The organism is Hyperthermus butylicus DSM 5456, from assembly GCF_000015145.1.
Taxonomy (GTDB): Archaea; Thermoproteota; Thermoprotei_A; order Sulfolobales; family Pyrodictiaceae; genus Hyperthermus; species Hyperthermus butylicus.
Window position 1 is genome coordinate 654,403 of sequence record NC_008818.1, and the last position, 12,837, is coordinate 667,239.

The 12,837-nt window shown below is 53.7% G+C and carries 16 protein-coding genes and 3 pseudogenes; 9 read left to right on the forward strand and 10 right to left on the reverse strand.

Features of this window, described 5'->3' with window-relative positions; translation table 11 throughout:
• Nucleotides 1-36 precede the first annotated feature (36 nt).
• The 3 genes from HBUT_RS03485 to HBUT_RS09995 are packed head-to-tail and all read left to right on the forward strand — an operon-like array spanning nucleotide 37 to nucleotide 631.
• Nucleotides 37-240 carry an antitoxin family protein gene (locus tag HBUT_RS03485; protein WP_011821845.1) on the forward strand — a complete coding sequence of 68 codons (204 nt, stop codon included), beginning with the start codon at nucleotides 37-39 and terminating at the stop codon, nucleotides 238-240.
• A complete protein-coding gene (locus HBUT_RS09795) occupies nucleotides 237-548 on the forward strand; it encodes a PIN domain-containing protein (protein WP_011821846.1) in 312 nt (103 codons plus the stop codon). Before HBUT_RS03485 ends, HBUT_RS09795 begins: the two co-directional genes overlap by 4 nt.
• Nucleotides 545-631 (forward strand): hypothetical protein, encoded by an 87-nt coding sequence (locus HBUT_RS09995; RefSeq protein ID WP_267195217.1) that lies wholly within the window; start codon nucleotides 545-547, stop codon nucleotides 629-631. Before HBUT_RS09795 ends, HBUT_RS09995 begins: the two co-directional genes overlap by 4 nt.
• A gap of 209 nt (nucleotides 632-840) precedes the next feature.
• On the opposite strand, the pseudogene HBUT_RS03495 reads toward HBUT_RS09995, so the two are convergent.
• Nucleotides 841-1,116, reverse strand: a pseudogene (locus HBUT_RS03495) (class I SAM-dependent methyltransferase); the annotation flags it as partial.
• Nucleotides 1,117-2,003: 887 nt separating this feature from the next.
• Here HBUT_RS03495 and HBUT_RS03500 point away from each other — a divergent pair.
• From HBUT_RS03500 to HBUT_RS03515, 3 genes are all read left to right on the forward strand, one after another.
• Nucleotides 2,004-2,306: an AbrB/MazE/SpoVT family DNA-binding domain-containing protein gene (locus HBUT_RS03500; RefSeq protein WP_011821847.1), complete on the forward strand. Its 303-nt coding sequence runs from the start codon at nucleotides 2,004-2,006 to the stop codon at nucleotides 2,304-2,306.
• The gene (locus HBUT_RS03505) at nucleotides 2,254-2,670 is read left to right on the forward strand and encodes a type II toxin-antitoxin system VapC family toxin (RefSeq protein WP_011821848.1); all 417 of its coding nucleotides are present in this window, start codon (nucleotides 2,254-2,256) and stop codon (nucleotides 2,668-2,670) included. The genes HBUT_RS03500 and HBUT_RS03505 overlap by 53 nt, the downstream gene beginning before the upstream one ends.
• Nucleotides 2,671-3,333: 663 nt before the next feature.
• Nucleotides 3,334-3,774, forward strand: coding sequence for a hypothetical protein (locus HBUT_RS03515; RefSeq protein ID WP_011821849.1), 441 nt, complete (start codon nucleotides 3,334-3,336; stop codon nucleotides 3,772-3,774).
• A 210-nt stretch (nucleotides 3,775-3,984) separates the two neighbouring features.
• Here HBUT_RS03515 and HBUT_RS03520 read toward each other — a convergent pair whose 3' ends face one another.
• The 8 genes and pseudogenes from HBUT_RS03520 to HBUT_RS09805 form a co-directional block, all read right to left on the reverse strand.
• Nucleotides 3,985-4,470 carry a PaREP1 family protein gene (locus tag HBUT_RS03520; RefSeq protein WP_011821850.1) on the reverse strand — a complete coding sequence of 162 codons (486 nt, stop codon included), beginning with the start codon at nucleotides 4,468-4,470 and terminating at the stop codon, nucleotides 3,985-3,987.
• A 228-nt stretch (nucleotides 4,471-4,698) separates the two neighbouring features.
• Nucleotides 4,699-5,496: a hypothetical protein gene (locus HBUT_RS03530; protein ID WP_011821851.1), complete on the reverse strand. Its 798-nt coding sequence runs from the start codon at nucleotides 5,494-5,496 to the stop codon at nucleotides 4,699-4,701.
• Between the two features lie 28 nt (nucleotides 5,497-5,524).
• Nucleotides 5,525-6,325, reverse strand: a complete 801-nt coding sequence (gene nadX / locus HBUT_RS03535; RefSeq protein WP_083756305.1) for an aspartate dehydrogenase — start codon at nucleotides 6,323-6,325, stop codon at nucleotides 5,525-5,527.
• Nucleotides 6,326-6,330: 5 nt separating this feature from the next.
• The gene (gene nadC / locus HBUT_RS03540; RefSeq protein WP_228546761.1) at nucleotides 6,331-7,215 is read right to left on the reverse strand and encodes a carboxylating nicotinate-nucleotide diphosphorylase; all 885 of its coding nucleotides are present in this window, start codon (nucleotides 7,213-7,215) and stop codon (nucleotides 6,331-6,333) included.
• A gap of 8 nt (nucleotides 7,216-7,223) precedes the next feature.
• Nucleotides 7,224-8,153: a quinolinate synthase NadA gene (nadA, locus tag HBUT_RS03545; protein ID WP_228546762.1), complete on the reverse strand. Its 930-nt coding sequence runs from the start codon at nucleotides 8,151-8,153 to the stop codon at nucleotides 7,224-7,226.
• A 319-nt stretch (nucleotides 8,154-8,472) separates the two neighbouring features.
• A pseudogene (locus tag HBUT_RS08855) lies at nucleotides 8,473-9,360 on the reverse strand (ADP-ribosylglycohydrolase family protein); the annotation flags it as partial.
• A gap of 529 nt (nucleotides 9,361-9,889) precedes the next feature.
• Complete coding sequence (locus HBUT_RS09800; RefSeq protein ID WP_011821856.1) at nucleotides 9,890-10,120, reverse strand: SHOCT domain-containing protein; 231 nt, start codon at nucleotides 10,118-10,120, stop codon at nucleotides 9,890-9,892.
• On the reverse strand, nucleotides 10,117-10,473 hold the full coding sequence (locus HBUT_RS09805; RefSeq protein ID WP_011821857.1) for a PH domain-containing protein: 357 nt from the start codon (nucleotides 10,471-10,473) through the stop codon (nucleotides 10,117-10,119). Before HBUT_RS09805 ends, HBUT_RS09800 begins: the two co-directional genes overlap by 4 nt.
• 322 nt (nucleotides 10,474-10,795) lie before the next feature.
• Here HBUT_RS09805 and HBUT_RS09690 point away from each other — a divergent pair, with 322 nt between their 5' ends.
• The 3 genes and pseudogenes from HBUT_RS09690 (at nucleotide 10,796) to HBUT_RS03565 (ending at nucleotide 11,511) form a co-directional block, all read left to right on the forward strand.
• Nucleotides 10,796-10,951, forward strand: coding sequence for a fluoride efflux transporter FluC (locus tag HBUT_RS09690; protein WP_194840497.1), 156 nt, complete (start codon nucleotides 10,796-10,798; stop codon nucleotides 10,949-10,951).
• Nucleotides 10,921-11,205, forward strand: coding sequence for a fluoride efflux transporter FluC (locus tag HBUT_RS09695; RefSeq protein ID WP_228546763.1), 285 nt, complete (start codon nucleotides 10,921-10,923; stop codon nucleotides 11,203-11,205). Before HBUT_RS09690 ends, HBUT_RS09695 begins: the two co-directional genes overlap by 31 nt.
• A pseudogene (locus tag HBUT_RS03565) lies at nucleotides 11,186-11,511 on the forward strand (DUF190 domain-containing protein). Before HBUT_RS09695 ends, HBUT_RS03565 begins: the two are co-directional and overlap by 20 nt.
• A 33-nt stretch (nucleotides 11,512-11,544) precedes the next feature.
• On the opposite strand, the gene HBUT_RS08870 reads toward HBUT_RS03565, so the two are convergent.
• Nucleotides 11,545-12,726, reverse strand: coding sequence for a mandelate racemase/muconate lactonizing enzyme family protein (locus HBUT_RS08870; RefSeq protein ID WP_011821858.1), 1,182 nt, complete (start codon nucleotides 12,724-12,726; stop codon nucleotides 11,545-11,547).
• Between the last annotated feature and the right edge of the window lie 111 nt (nucleotides 12,727-12,837).

The following is a 12,837-nucleotide window of genomic DNA, read 5'->3' on the forward strand; positions in this document are numbered from 1 at the left end:
TTGGCTACAATAGGGTAGCATTATTGTAGGTGGCGGTTGTCTAAGGTTATCCGTGTTAGGTACGAGAACGGCGTACTAAAGCCTCTTGAGCCTTTAGAATTTGAGGAGGGAAAAGAACTTGTCATCAGGATTATAGATGTTGAGGAGAGGAGAAGAGTGCTCAGGAAATACAAGGGTATTCTGGGGCCCGTGGACTCTAGGCTGCATGAGGAAGCCTTAGAAGAGGCTGAGCACCTTTGATATATGTTGACTCTAACGCGCTAGTATACCTGTTGCATGATGTGAAACCTAAATCCGACCTAGTATCTAGCTATCTGGTCCAAGTAGACCGGGTCTATACTAGTCTTAGAACTGTGGAAGAGGTGTCATACGTACTGATTAGGATAAAGGCTGCTAGGCATTACGGTGTAAGGGGTATATATCAGGTTAGGGAGGCGGTGAAAAAGCATGGTCTAGAATTTGTAGAGGAGGAATTGGCTGCCCTAAGAAGCCTATTGGAGGAATATGGGATATTAGGTTACTTCCAGGGGATGCCATTATCGCTTTGACATGTAGGCATTATGGTATTGATACTATCCCGACATTTAATAATGATTTTAGGCGTGTGCCTTGGCTAAGAGTTGTCCCCTAAACTCTAGGAATGGGGGTAGTAGCGAGCCATAGTGGTCTAAAGGTAGAGAATTAGTGGCTGGAAGCGGTTATCGAAATAGAAGCCATCTACAAACTATACCGTCATTATTCGGGGTCTCGTCTGTAGCTGCAACATGCTCGGAATTCACGCATATCTAGCTTGAGGTTTCGTATGCAGCCCCAAGCGTCCTGAACGAGTTTTTCAGAAATTTACTTAGTGTCAACGATCTCCTCTGTATAGAGCTTAATGCTGGAACACACTGTGCTAGAAGCTATGGATTCTAGAGCTGGATGGAGGCTTGGGAAGTGGGTACTCTTCGGGTACCTCACGTGGTTTAGAGTTGCAAGCATGCTATACGCCACGTCCGCTGATTCCTCCCTAACGGGTAGAGCAAGCATATCGGCATTCAGGACGTCCAGCCCACGCAGCCTATGCGCATAGCTATACATCGCCGAGGAAACGTCAAGGCACAATACCTCTATGCCGCGGCTTCTTAAAAACCCCCAGCAACCCTACCCGTTCTACACCCTATGTCCAAGAGTAAGGCTTTACGGAGGTCTATGGACGCAAAATCTCTCTACGAGGCTTACTAGGTACCGTACATCATTCTCTGGGCTCCACGAAAACATAACATCATAAATCTCAGCTCGTCAGTACAAGTCCACGTGGATGGCGTGAAAAGCTCTCGAACAGCATCTCGGAGAAGTATATAGAGTCTTGAGGATTGGCGGTGTATACGTTGCAGACCTCGTCGTCGGGTCGTCCGGATGTATTGGTATCTGCGAGGAATGGAGTGTAAGGTATATGGGAAGAAGCTGCACGGCCCGATACATTATAGAATCAATCGAGGACGGATACTATGTGGAACGCTTAGAACTCACATGCGCGGATGGCCTACGCTATTACTCCAGATCGAGGCTATTCGCGCCCAAGGCAGACAGCTTGGGTAGAAACAGCTGCGAGGACCGGCTTCGGCAAGGTGTTGCTACTCAAGCCGTTCACCATAGAAGCTACCAGCAAACCCCAAGGGAGAATCTTTGCAGTACTCGTCAAGACACAGCACGTCCAGCCCCGAGAGCACTAGAGGCAAGTACTCACCAGGGGGCGGTCTCGGAACCTAGTAAGGCTCTAGAGTAATGCTGTTGGTGAGTCTCTACACCTAATTACCTAGACGTCTAGGACGATGACGTTGCCTATGAGCGTCCTATAGAGGGTTCACGCTGACTACACTGTCGCTCACAGGCAAGTACTAGAGTAGTGCATGCCACAGGAGTCATGATGGTGCCAGTAGCTGGCAGTGCAGGGAAGTATGTTGTCTAAGTACCCGTAATCTAATTAACGTGGGACCCACGCATAGTAATACGGTGGGTTTATGGCTGTTCGCGTAAAGGTTGATGAAAGGGGTAGGATAACGCTACCTAAGGAGATACGTGTAGCCCTCAACATAATGCCTGGGGATGAGCTGTCAGTAAATGTTGTAGGAAATAAAATAATTATTGAGAAAAGCATGAATCCATTCGAAAAGCTAAGTAGACTACTTGGCAACATATCATTTGACAGACATCTACGTATCGAGGCTGAACGGGAAGCATTAAGGAGCACCAGGGAGAGGCTGGATAAACGTGCCAAGGAAATGCCTCCTCGAAACGGGCTTTCTACTGGCGCTCAACCCTAATGATAAGAATCACCAGTGGGCCCTCGAAGTCCTTGCTAGAGCTAAGAGAGGCGAGCTAGAGATTTGCATTTCGCCAGCTGCTCTAGTAGAAGTATCGCTCATACTGAGAAGCCAGGGAGTAAGCGATGATGTTATAGCAGAAGTACTCAGAACTATGGATGATGCAATAAGCCTTTATACTAGGCCGCAATACTGCAGCTTAACACTGCGACATCTCTCGTATGCAGCAGAGCTAAGAACAAAATACCAGAACCTCACATTCTTCGACTCCATACATGCAGCAATAGCCATCATAGACAAGTTAGCATACATAGACCTTGACCCTATAGTACGGGACGTAGTTAAATTGGAAACGAAACGCTAGGTATACCTGTCTACTCTAATAATACATTAGTCTTACCTAAGCCATATTTCTCCTTAACAAGCAACTTAAATCGACTTGCATCGTTAATTTGCTTAGGGAGACAAATGAGGATTCATAAACTTTTGGAGGGATTCATCTGGGGAGGTATTTCGATTAAGCCGGAGGGTAAGTTGCTCGATACAGTTCATATAAATGTGAATGCAACGAGGCACCGCCTAGATGTCGAGCTTAAGGCCCAGCTAGATGAAGTGGGAGGGAATTCGTGTCTGTGGCTTAACGAGGGCTTCACTCTAAAAGGACTCCAATGCGATAATGAATGTAAAGTGGGGGAGAAGAGAGATCCCCATATGGGTATCATAAAAACTGAACTGTATTGTAGCTAAGGACTCGGGTAATATCGAGATCCGCTATAGTGGGGTTGCCCGCCAGCTAGTGAAGGGTTTATGGGGGAGCATTAACGGGTCACACTTGCTAAGAGCTCAGACCTTATGGTATCCATACACTGCTTCCCCGAGGAACCTATTATGGCCACTGATAAGGGGAAGGCATAGACATGTAAGTCTCTGCGTTAGAGTGTTTGAGGGGCTTCAAGCCGTCTCCTCGCTCGGCCTAGAAAGGCAATCTGGCAGCACTGTTTGCTGGGAGGGGAGTGAGGCTAGTCCGGTGGATCTAGTTATTGCCAGGTTTAGGGAGGAGAGCGAGGATGTGTTTGCAAATATACACTTAAAGGCTTACAGTGTCGTGGATGGCGGAGCATCCTCCTCCCTCCGTGCCGTAGTAACAGCGTTAGAAGCATATGAGAGTCTAGGTCTCCCCCTCGACATTATAGACCGTTTGAATATTGTTGTTATTGGGGGGAGTGGAGGCTTCCAAGTAGACCATCTCATCTCACTTGACGTGGAACACCTAGCAAACAATATCGTACTCCTGGCAAACACCCTCCACGAGCTAGCCCACATATGGATAAGCTCAACCCTCAAGCCGGAGCGACCTGAAGACCTCTGGCTCTCGGAGGCACTCCCAGACTTCCTAATGGTCAGAGCACTGCAGACACTAGGATACAGCGAGACAGCACAGCGGATAATATCTAAAAACAGTACATAAAGCTGAAAAGGCGAGAAGCATCCTCTACCGCCCACCCACGAGAATACACGTACCACTAATCCCGAGCAAAGCGGAGATAGTTAGAAGCATCGGGACAGCACTCCTATATGAGGCATCGTTCCAGCGGTTGATGGTAAGCTGGGCAAATGCCTGCCTATTTATACTGCTATACTGCTAGGATAGACCCCCGAGACAGCGAGTTCAACAGCTCTATGATTTTAGCTTCTCTTCAACCTCTTCTACCAGCTTCTGTATCCTCCTAAGAGCCTCCTCTACATGCCTTTTGGTGCACCAGCCCTCGTAGAAGCATACATGCATCCCGGTGGCAGCCATCCATGAGTCGTAAACCCATTCACCTAGCTCATCCATCATCTTCCTAGAATACTCCCATAGCTCCCCATGACTAGTAAGCCTCCTCCCTTCTTTCCACTCAGCATAGGCCTTAACAGCCAGCGCTGCAGCACCCCAAGCCTTCTCCGCAGCCTGCCGGACATCACCCCTACCTAGCTCCTCCCGCGCCTGATCTAATAAGTCGTGAGCAGCCTCGACATACTCTCTGGCTCTCTCCGTCGGGTCAAGATCCCTTAGGACAAGCTCCAGCACATACTCCTCGAAGCTGAGGCCTAGCCTCCTAGCCTCCCTCTCAAGCCTCTCCACCACGCTACGGGGAAGCCTAACAGCCGCAACATCAGTCATACCCATAGCCTCCAAGGAGTAAACATGGGAGGATTCACCTAATTAAATTAAGCCAGAAACCCTGGTGACGAGCCCGCCACGGGCTCCGAGAACCTGGGACCTCCGGCCCCGGAGGCTGGCGCTCTGTCCTGGCTGGGCTACGGGCTCATCCTAGTTGGGTTCGAGGCTTGCCGTGATATATGACAGTACGTCTTGTTTATGGGGGTAGTGGTTGGTGCTTCAGGCTAGCTAGTTGTTTACTGCTTGTGTGGTTATACTGTTCAGTGTTTCTTCGATAAGCTTGGTGTATTCTCCTAGCAGGTGCCAGGGCCTCACTTTTCCCTGCTGGTACTGTCTCGCTATGTGTGATAGGTTATCAAGTGGTTTTCGTAGCTTTTTGCTGCACTGCCTGGCTAGTGGTGGTTGTTGTCTCAGTGCTATCCAGACTGTTGATGCTTTGAGTGTGTTGAATATGTCTTCGCTGGTTGTGCAGGGCAGCTCGCCGCCGTAGGTTCGCAGCCAGTATGCCTGGAGGCCGTATAGGTGTCGTGTTAGGCTGCGCTTCTTCATCTCAATGTGTACCTCCAGGTCTTTGAGGGCGGTGGCGGCGGTGTATGCTGCCAAGAGGCTGCCCGTTACGGGTACGAGGTAGTACTCGGGGGAGCCGTGGAGGACTGCGTGGATGGCCTCGTGGACGATGAGCGCTTCGGCCTCGGGTTTTGGCAGGCCGTAGACCCCTTCCGCGAGGGCGACGTGTATCCTGGGCACGCCGGTCCAAGCCTCGTGGGCTACTGGGTAGTCGGCTGCAACTAGGACCCCTTCCCTCTCCTCCTCGCGGCTGAGAGCGGCCCTTAGGAGGCTCAGGCTGCTGTAGACGTGTAGCTCCACGTAGCCCGGTCCGCCTCCCCTGCCATAGGCCTCGTCTAGGAGGCCTAGGAGCCACTCGACAGCCGGGCTGCCGACCGCGCCGTGGGTAAATACTGCGGCTACGGTATCGGCTACCCTGCGCTTACACGCGAACCCCGTGGAGCCGAGGCTGGAGGTCAACGGGCTGTACCACCACGCCTACGGCCCGCTATGCTATCCACAGCCTCTCGTCTGCTAGGCGTTTTAGGAGCGCTATGGCGGATAGTGCTGCTAGATAGCTTGTCCGGGGGTTCATGGGGCTCGGGGTGTTTTCGACGCGTATGGTGAGCTTTGAAGCCTCAGAATCCACGTGTATTTCGTGTATGTTCCTCTCCACGGTGGGATCGGCAACTATCTCAACAGTAGCCTCCTTCTTTGCCGCTAGGGAGAGTGCAGCGGCGACATTCACGTTTGCCGGGAAGTACTTGACGGCTTCGCTGGCGGGGCCCACGTATATCGTTGTCGGCTCCCTAGTCTCGTCCAGGTTTATCCCCTTCTCCCTAACGTACGGTGCGTCCTTAAGCGCTCTAGGCGGTTTCCTGGTGACTAGCCGCACAGACCTTATCCCGTTCAGCGACAGCGCGTAGACAGCATCGAGGCCTGCTATGGCGCCGGACGGTGTGTATATGTGGCGTCTCTTCCGGCGCGCGGCCTCCACGAGTTTTGCCAGGAGGTCCCGGTCCATTAGCGCCCCGACACTGAGCACTATGAGGTCGGCGCCAGACTCTAGAACTCGGAGGCCATACTCTCTCACGGCCTGCTGGCTCGCCGCCTCGACAACGACGTCTGGCTTCGACCCGAGCAGCTCTTCGAAGCATGAAGCGATGCGTGGCTTGAACCTCTTCAGCTCACTGGCTAGCTTCTCGCAGCGCTCCCTAGCAACGTCGTAGAGGGCTACCAGCTCCGCGTTCTCCACGACACCCTCATCCACTGCCTTGGCGAGTACTGTGCCTATGTTGCCGCATCCTATGACTGCTACGCGGAGCGTAGCTCCCTCACCTCTACAACCCGTAGGCTTAGGTCTACACGCACCGGGCTCATGGTCAGCATGCTCGAGCTAATAATGTCAACTCCGGTGGCAGCGTAGTCAGCCACGTTGGACAGGTCTATCCCACCACTGGCCTCTATGAGTACGCGGTCCCGGAGCCCCCTCCTACCCAGCTCCCCCACTATCTCCGCGACCACTTCGGGGGGCTGATTGTCGATCATCACGATATCGGCGCCAGCCTCTATGGCCTCTACAGCCTCCTCGAGGCTAGAGACCTCCACCTCGACGCGATGTGCGAAGCTCGTCCTAGCCTTGGCCCGTCGTACAGCCTCTGCCACGCTGCCGGCTATGCGTACGTGGTTGTCCTTGACTAGCACGGCGTCGCTAAGGGATAACCTGTGGGTATCGCCGCCGCCAACTGCGACAGCACACTTGGCAAAGTAGCGTAGGCCGGGCGGAGTCTTCCTAGTTGCCGCGATCCTTACGCGGGGGTTTATACGGTGGGCAGCCTCGACCATCATCCTGGTTGTAGTAGCTACACTAAACGTGTATATGAGGAGGTTTAGCAGGGTACGCTCGAAGAGTAGTATCCGTCTAGCCTCGCCAGCAACCTCCAGAACCCCCCTTGGCGGCTCGACCCAGGCAGCTTCCTCAACAAGCGGCTTGGCATTGAAGCCTAGTATGCGTAGGGCCTCCACAACTGGCTCTAGGCAGGCGGGCACAGCCCGAGACTTGAGCACGACGACTGCACGAGCCCAGAGCCCGCGGGGTACCGTGTAGCCCGTAGTCAGGTCGCCGAAGGGCGCGTCCTCCTCAACCCATTCAAGCAGCTTTTCCGCAACGGTGTAGGGGTCGAGGAACAACCCAGCCACCCACAAGGCTACCTTACCATCTCCAGGGAGCGCTCAAGGATTTCGCGGACGCGCCTCGCAATTGGCTCTGGTACGACTACCCTGGGCTTCAGCGTCTCTAGGGAGTAGAGTATCTTTAGCGGCGTAATCTTCTTCATGTTTATGCAGACGGCTCTGGGGTTGGCGGGTACTATCTTCTTGTCGGGGTAGAGCCTCCTGGCGCGGTGGACTAGACCCTCCTCGGTACCGATAATGTATACCTCGGCTTCGACCTCGCCTATCCTGCGGAGCATCTGGCTAGTACTCCCAACGTAGTCCGCCATGAGTCGGACGGGCCTGGGGGTCTCCGGGTGCACCATCAGGTAGCCGCGGGGATACTGTTCACGCACCTTCCTGACATAGTACTCGTCTAGGAGGAACTCGTGGACTGGGCAGATGCCACCAGCAGGGACAGCTACGACGTTTTTCCCGGTAGCCATAGCCACGTGGTCTGCAAGGTTGCGGTCGGGCGCGAAGAGTATAGTATCCTCTCCCAGCTTCCCAACAAGCTTCACCGCCGAGGCGCTTGTGACGATATAGTCTGCATAGGCCTTTGCGACAGCATAGGAGTTGATGTAGATGACGAGAGGTGCACCGGGGTACTTCTCACGATAGCGGCGTAGCAGCTCAAGCCTCGCGTGGTTGGCTAAGGGGCACGTGGCACGGGGGTCTGGATGCAGTACTATCTTGTCCGGGTTGAGTATCGCAGCCACCTCGGCCATGAAGTTAACCGCTGCCATAACTATGACGTCGGCGTCAACCTCCATAGCTTTGCGGGCAAGCTCCAGACTATCCCCGACAAAATCCGCTATATCCTGGATCTCGGGTAGCTGGTAATTATGGGCTAATATAACCGCTCTCCTCTTCTCCTTCAGCTCCCGGATACGCTCCAGAATAGCCTCCAAACCGTTGCCAGTCAAGGGGCTATTCAGCCCCAAGCTAGAACAAGGCCATATCCACCGATATATCCTTCGCTACAAAGAGTGTGCATACATTTACACCAAACATTCACACGAGGAAAATAGACCACCGCGACAAGCCCAACCCCCCTCTCCAAGCATTTCACAGCCCTTACAGCATCGCACAGCTAAGATACCACAAGACTCTCTTTCATCAGTTGAAGCAGCATAAAATTGTACATGTTTCCCGCTATGTACGGGCTAGAGGCCCGATAGGTAGGGTCCTCTCGGCTCTTCGTAGCTAAGGGGTTCAATCTGGTAGCCCGCGTATAGGTGCTCTCTAGCCGTACATGCTGTAGCACTCTATGCTCTTCTCGTGGAGTTGACGGCCTAGCCTCTTGACATACTCTATGTTCTCGATGTTTTCGCGGAGCCTTGCTGGTACTCCTTTGAGCTCGCTGGTGTATGCGGCGGCTAGGGGGAGCGCCATCGCTGCAATGGTGTCGGTGTCGCCGCCTAGGCTTATGGCGTACAGCAGTGTCTTGGCCGGGTCCCCCTCTGCTCTAGCATATGCGTAAACTGCCGCGGCTAGAGCCTCATAGGCTGGCGCGTCGTTGCCCAGGAGTTCGGCGACCATGACAGGGCTCTTGTCGAGGAGGCTGGGTACCAGCTGGAGCCTCGACCGGAACTCCTCGTAGCTCGTCTCGGCGGCAAACCTCTCGGGAGGCTGGCGGGGCTCAACACCCTCCAGCGCGTACCGTATCGCTAGTGCCTGCAGACGGGCAGCCTCGACCCCCAACGGGTGGGCATGTGTTATAGCTGCCTGCGCCTCGGCCATGGACTCCACGAGCCTCCTAGAACGGTAGAATAGTGGTATCGGGGCAACCCTCGCCGCGGCACCGTTCCCGTAGTTTCCAGCGCCGCCGTAGACCATGCGGGCAGCGTGGAGCCAGTGTCTCCCCCGGCGGATGGCAGCGATGACCTCGGCGGTGCCAGCATCGTAGAAGCGTACCGGGTTATCGGTATCAGCCTTTTCAGCCATCTTCCTCGCAAACAGGCTAGGGTTAAACCCGCAAGACTCTATGAGGGGCTCGGCTAGGAGTATAGTCAACTCAGTATCATCGCTGTATGGGTAGAATTCATGCACGCCAATAAGCTCCTCAAGCTCCGGGAAATCCTCAAGCCACCTCTCCAGCGGAGGAGGCCAGCCATACTCTAGCCGGAGCCCAGCAGCATCCCCCCACCGCTACTGCTTCGAGAACAGCGGAAGCCAGCTCGCCACCATACCCTCCAACCGGCATGCATGCACCCACTTACACACGTACATATGGGCTGCTATTCTGTAGCCTCTCCAACAGCCCTACAACGGCAGTATACTGTACAGCTATGCACGCCTCGTCAATCACCACTAGCTCTCCGCAGCCCCCTACGCTTCTGACCGATATCAAACTTGCGAACAGCGGGCAAACCAAGTACTATCATGCTGGAGCTTGTAAGTAGCTATATCGAGATCCAGCCTATCGTACCATGCCCGGCGGGTACCTGCCGGTGATAGTAAGTGACAAATTCGGAGGCTGCCATGGAGAGGCTACATCGCATGCAGTTGCACTATACGAGCCGGCAGCCTTGATCCGGTTGAAGAGCTAGGTTAAACTATGGGCAAGTAAAGATGTCATAGTAGAAGTCATCGTGATAAGAAACTTGAGAGATGAGCACTGCTGCAACAGTAATCGATCCTAGTCATGGCACGCGGCTGGCTAGGCTAGCTTTTCGAGTATCTTCTTGCGTAGCATCTCATACTCTTCTCTCGTAATGACTCCTTCGTCTAGTAGGCGTTTTAGCTTTTCAAGCTTCTCAATTGGGTCCTCCTCGGACTTTATGGTCTGAATCTGTTGTTGCTGCGGCTGTATTGCTGCTCTAGTAATTATCTCCTTTGGTTTCTCGAGGATCCACTCTTCCGTTATAATGTGCTTCTTCTTGACGATCACGGGGGCTCTATGGCTATTCTCTTTAGTGCCTCCTTTATGGCCTCCATGGCTTGTTTTGCTCTATCCTTGTCCATCCAGTCTAGGTTGATGTTCTTATCTTCTTCTAGTTCGAGCCGGAACTCCGAGCCGATAACGCCAGCGCGGTAGTATACACGCTGTAGCTTCTCGTAGGGTATGGAGACTAGCTCGTAGCGGCCCAGCAGCTTTTCGTCGAAGACTATTATCCTTCTAGTGGTTACTACAAGCCATTTAGGCTTCTCGAGCGCTATGCGCTGCTGCTTTACAGCCTTGATAATTGCCTCGTCGGGCTCCAGGTTTTCTGCAAGCTTTCGGGGAATCTTCGCATCAGACATAGAGCAGCCACTCCTCCAAGCTGGTATACGTAGCTGGCGTATTTTTCCAGGGGCACCTCTTCTCCAGGGGCTGGATAGCAGTACCCAGCATAATAGGTGTGTGGCACCCATACCCGCCTGTGTCGGCTAGAATTTATGCCCTTGTGGAGGTATAACATCTGTGTGGTTTCCGGTTTACCGTATCGGTTAGTAATAATAATTCAGGATGATGGATATTGTTATCAGAAAATAATCGATTTATCGTATTGGCGTAGCTGCTAGGCCCTTGGAGCATAGATGATATCGTACCATTGTGGAGCATGTAGCTGAGCAGGAGTGCACGGTGAGAGTGGTAGGGGTGGACGTGGAGGATTTTGTACTAGTCTTCGTTGGTGGAGGCCTCGGTGCTGTATCGAGATGGGTTCTCTCAAGCATCGTGCAGCGGCATGCAGGTATACTGTTCCCCTGGTGTACGCTTGCGGTAAACGTGATAGGGTAACTCTTGCTGGGCTTTGTTATGGGGCATCTAAGCTGTACGGTGTTTTCACGAGGGAGCAGCGATTGCTAATAGCTACCGGGTTTGCTGGTGGGTTTACAACGTTCTCAACGTTCTCCTATGAGACTCTAGCATTGCTCGCTGAGGCACCGCTCTACGGCCTGGCGAATATTATGGCTAACGTATTAGGCGGCCTCCTAGCAGCATACTCTGGGTACGTGCTTGCAAGTGTAATTCATGCAAAGCCGGTGGCTTAGACTGAGGATATATATTGGGGAGCGCGACAAGTACCGTGGAAAACAATTGTACCTCTATTTGCTCCACTTCTTCAAGAGCCGGAGGTGAAGGGGGCAACAGTTTACCGTGGAATAGCTGGTTACGGCTCGCATAGTCTCATCCATACAGCTGATATTCTGCGTCTCTCCGAGGACCTACCAGTAGTAGTTGAGGTCGTTGACGAGGAGGATGTGATACGCTCGATACTGCCGGAAGCGAAGAAGGTTGTAGGTGAGGGCCTCATAACTCTCGAGCCTGTAGAGGTTATCTACTATGGGCATGGTTGAGAGGGCGATCATGTAGAAAAGTGTGTTGGGGTCCTAGATCTCTGTAGCAAGGCCGGGGCCTGGAGCTGGCTCCACAGTTACACCCTCCGCTGTAGCCCTGTATCTCGGCGAGTTCCTGGCAGGGTCTTTCTCGAGGAAGAGCGGCGAGTCGAGGTCCACGTAGCGGGTGGCAGTGCTGGTAAGGGCTGCATGTAGCGCCTGGGCTATGCCGAGCCCTGTCTCCGCCATGCAGCCCCACATGACCTGGAGCCCGTGAGCCTCAGCTAGCGATGCGATTCTGGCGGCCTGGAGTGGCCCGCCAGCCTTTGCTATCTTAATGTTGATGACGTCGGCTGCGCCCATGGCGGCCACCCTGGCGGCCTCAACGGGGCTCCGCGCGGACTCGTCCGCTGCAATCGGCACGTCCACACGCTCCTTCACGTAGCGTAGTCCCTCGAGGTTCCATGCTGGCACGGGCTGCTCAACAAGCTCTAGGGCGTCGCCGAGTGTGTTCTCGAGCCTATGTATTACACGGACAGCCTCCTTTGGGGACCAGGCCTGGTTAGCGTCCACACGTATCCTGGCACGGCCCCTCGAGGCCTCATAAGCAGCTAGCACAAGCTGCGCGTCAAGCAAGGGATCACCTGTCCCAACCTTCACCTTAAGCACGTTGAACCCCTGGATCGACGGTACAGGTATGGGCGGCTCCTCCGGGGGCTTAGAGCGTAGCCCAACAATGTACTCTATAGTCTCGGCGTATAGCTCCCAGCCACGGCCACTCCTCCCAGCAATATCCCTAGCCACCCCGAGATCCGGTATTGATACCGTGTAGTCGGTAACCAGCCTCTCAGCAACACGGCCACCAAGCAGATTGTATACAGGCACTCCAAACAGCTTACCTACAGCATCAAGTATTGCCGACTCCAACGCAGCCCTAGCAGAGCTAAACCCAAGCCCATACCCGTGGATCACGCGTAGAGCCTTGCCCATCTCCTCTGGCAGAGAGAGGCCCCTCAGCTGCCCCGAGACAAGCCCCACGTACGACCCAATAGAGTCTATGGTCTCCCATGTAACCATCTTGCTTGGAGAAGCCTCGCCAAACCCAATAGTGCCATCCTCAAGCACAACCTTGACAACCACGCTCCTAGATACGCTAGCCGCAGAGTAGGCTATGCGGAAGACTCCACGAATCCTAGCCTCGACGACAAAGTATTCAACTCGGCTGATACGCGGCAAGACTGCAGGCCTCCACAGCGTAACTAGTGGCCGAGACCGAGAATAATTATAATAGTGACTATTAGAGGCCCCTCCATGGAGAAGCCTCCATAGTCTCTCCCTGGGCCAAGC

Excerpts from the sequence above, each read along its gene's own strand:
- HBUT_RS03500 (WP_011821847.1), top strand. The coding sequence starts at position 2,004 with ATGGCTGTTCGCGTAAAGGTTGATGAAAGGGGTAGGATAACGCTACCT.
- HBUT_RS03520 (WP_011821850.1), bottom strand. The coding sequence starts at position 4,470 with ATGACTGATGTTGCGGCTGTTAGGCTTCCCCGTAGCGTGGTGGAGAGG.
- HBUT_RS09805 (WP_011821857.1), bottom strand. The coding sequence starts at position 10,473 with ATGTCTGATGCGAAGATTCCCCGAAAGCTTGCAGAAAACCTGGAGCCC.